The following is a 2453-nucleotide window of genomic DNA, read 5'->3' as shown; positions in this document are numbered from 1 at the left end:
CCATTGCGGTTCCCACGCCTACACCGAGCATGAGAGCGATGGCCATATGGACACCGATGCGCTGCCTGAATCGTTTCAGCGCAAGAGAAAGGTAGTAGAAATCCACGAGTCCTCCATGGAGTCGGCCTGGCCTCTAGGCAAAAGCGAAGGGCATTCCACGCAGAAGGAGATCCCTGATTCTGTTGGAATCGCCGACGCTGGCCATATACGGGCTGAAGGCGTAAAAGGTGACCCTCTCATCCTTCTGGTAAAAGAGAACCTCACCCATTCGGCTGTCAAACGTTTCGCGACAGGCTACGACGAGAGTGGAAAGGAGCTCGCCATTGATCGCTACCGGACCTCGCGGAAACTCCAGATCAATCGCTTCGCCGTGATAGCTGCAGATCACGGGCATTCCATCGGGACGCTCGACAAAGAACGGATGCCATTGATCCTCCCCCTCTGTTACATCTGATTCACCATCCCATCTGAAGTACGACCAGACAGACTTCTGCACGGGATCCTTGAGATGCGAAATGTCCGGCATACGATGACCAAATCCGAAAGCGAACAGAGGAACGTTGATCCCAGGAGCTCGATCAGCGATCAGCTTCCACTGCGCGTTGAGAGGCAAGCGAGATCTGCTGACGCCGCGGGGACCGATCCCATGCGCCAACGCAACGGTCTGACCCAATACCACCCCCAATGCTGCATGCGCCCAGTTCTCATGCAAACCGCAATTTCGGAGCCTCGTGCCAATTTCGCAACAGGAAAGATCAAATACCCTGTTGATGACGTAACCCGGACGAGACGTCCGAATCCGATCAAAGTCCATGGGAGCAATGGGCGTTGCTTCTTGAACCGGCCATGCGGAGGTCAGCTCGTCAAGATGAATCACGCTGATGCCGCCAATGCCACTGAGAGCCGCTGCAACAACATCCTGCCGGTCAGAGTGAATGACAATTGCGCCACTCGTCATGTCAGATCCTCTGCGATCTCGCCATCTGCCGAAAGGCGATCAATTCGCTTGATCACGCTCTGCACGTTATCCACCAGCCCCATGAATTCCGCCGACGCGGGAAAGTCCAACAGAAAGAGGGCAGACATCCTGCTTTCAATGAAGAACCCACCATCAACATGCATCAGCCTTCGTTTCATTCTCTTGAGCATGATCGGGTCGAAGGTGGAGGGACACCTCCGCACGTGGTCGAGAAGCTGATGTATCGCGTAATAGACGAACACTGCATGCGCCAGCGAGTGATTGGGAATGAAGTTTCCTGACCACGGCGAAACAGGCCGAACCCTGATCGAACCAGACATGAATTTTCCGTAGACGTCTTCATACGCTGACAGGAAGGAGTGCACCGATTCGTGCAGAATCGCCTCCGCGCACAGGTCAACGGTCATCTCTGTCCGATGGACATTCAGCATCCGAATACAACCTGCATGGATGGGCCGATACTCCGAGCCGAGATTGAGCAGGGCCACGTCTTCGCCTTCTTCAATTGACTTCCTTACAAGCACACGCCTTGTGAATGTTCGGACCAACAAGCCCAGATGTGGCGCTGCCTCGTCCAGCATGTGAATAGCCGCTTCGAGCTTTTCTCCTATTGCGTCCATCTCCTCCTGTGAGATATCCAGGCATGGACGACAGAATGTCCCGCTCTCTGCCTCGTACCTGCGTGAGAGCCGACTATCCCCATCAAGGACGATCACTCCACCAAGTCGGGGACGCTGCACCCTTTCAGTGCCGCCTCTGTGGTGCTTGAGAGTCCAGTCGCCCAGCGCACTTTCGTGAGGACTTTGATCCGAAAGCTCACCCGACCCACAATGAAGCTGCCGGTCGGGGTTCTCCGCGAGCACGGCGAGCAACAACGCGTGAATTGTCGAAATCGACTCCCCATTCTCATTCTCATAGGCAACGCCCGAGGGGTTGTCCAAGAATCCGGATACCCATGGCGAACCAAGAAGCCTTCGCCTTGCCGACGAGTCGAGATGAGGGATGGATCGGGCGACCGCATCGACCGCGGCTCTGCTCTCCGATCCTTCACTCCCCTTCGCTGAAAGGGCATCACCCAAGCGTCGCGAAATATTTTCGAACCATGCGCCCAACAATGTCGAGCACACGTCGGCAGTCCTGCTAGGTTCATCGAGTGCGCGCTTCAGATCTTCAAGGGACAGCTCCATCAATCGCTCCTGGATGGTGAGCGATCGCCTTGATGGCGATCGCTCGTTCCATCAGACGTTGAACTTCTGGATTTTCGGGACCGCGTGATCGCCCTTGAACACCTCTTTTTGTTGGTCCCCTGTGGAGTAATGGCCACAATGAGTACCTCCACTTGAATAGCTGGTGCACTGGGTTCCTGCGATTTCATGATCGCCAGAAATTACGTGTACCGCGCTCTCGCTTTGGATAGTGATCTCCAGGATCGAGATCTCCTGAGCCGGCACAAGCACGTCCGGCTGCGCTGCAG

3 protein-coding genes are annotated in these 2453 nt (G+C 55.5%); all 3 read right to left on the bottom strand.

Annotated elements, in window-relative coordinates:
- Positions 1-133: 133 nt before the first annotated feature.
- Positions 134-958, bottom strand: a complete 825-nt coding sequence (locus AB4Y84_RS19305; RefSeq protein WP_313250349.1) for a hypothetical protein — start codon at positions 956-958, stop codon at positions 134-136.
- Entirely contained in the window at positions 955-2166 is a 1212-nt protein-coding gene (locus AB4Y84_RS19300; protein ID WP_442244212.1) for a hypothetical protein, read from the bottom strand. Before AB4Y84_RS19300 ends, AB4Y84_RS19305 begins: the two co-directional genes overlap by 4 nt.
- 51 nt (positions 2167-2217) lie before the next feature.
- Positions 2218-2453, bottom strand: a 236-nt coding sequence (locus AB4Y84_RS19295; protein ID WP_442250689.1) for a hypothetical protein, incomplete at its 5' end; no start/stop codon positions are given.

Origin of the sequence: Stenotrophomonas sp. 2YAF22 (genome assembly GCF_052114665.1) — a bacterium.
In the GTDB taxonomy this organism is placed as follows: Bacteria; Pseudomonadota; Gammaproteobacteria; order Xanthomonadales; family Xanthomonadaceae; genus Stenotrophomonas; species Stenotrophomonas indicatrix.
The sequence above is the reverse complement of the archived record's forward strand: the minus strand, read 5'-3'. Positions and strand labels throughout refer to the sequence as shown.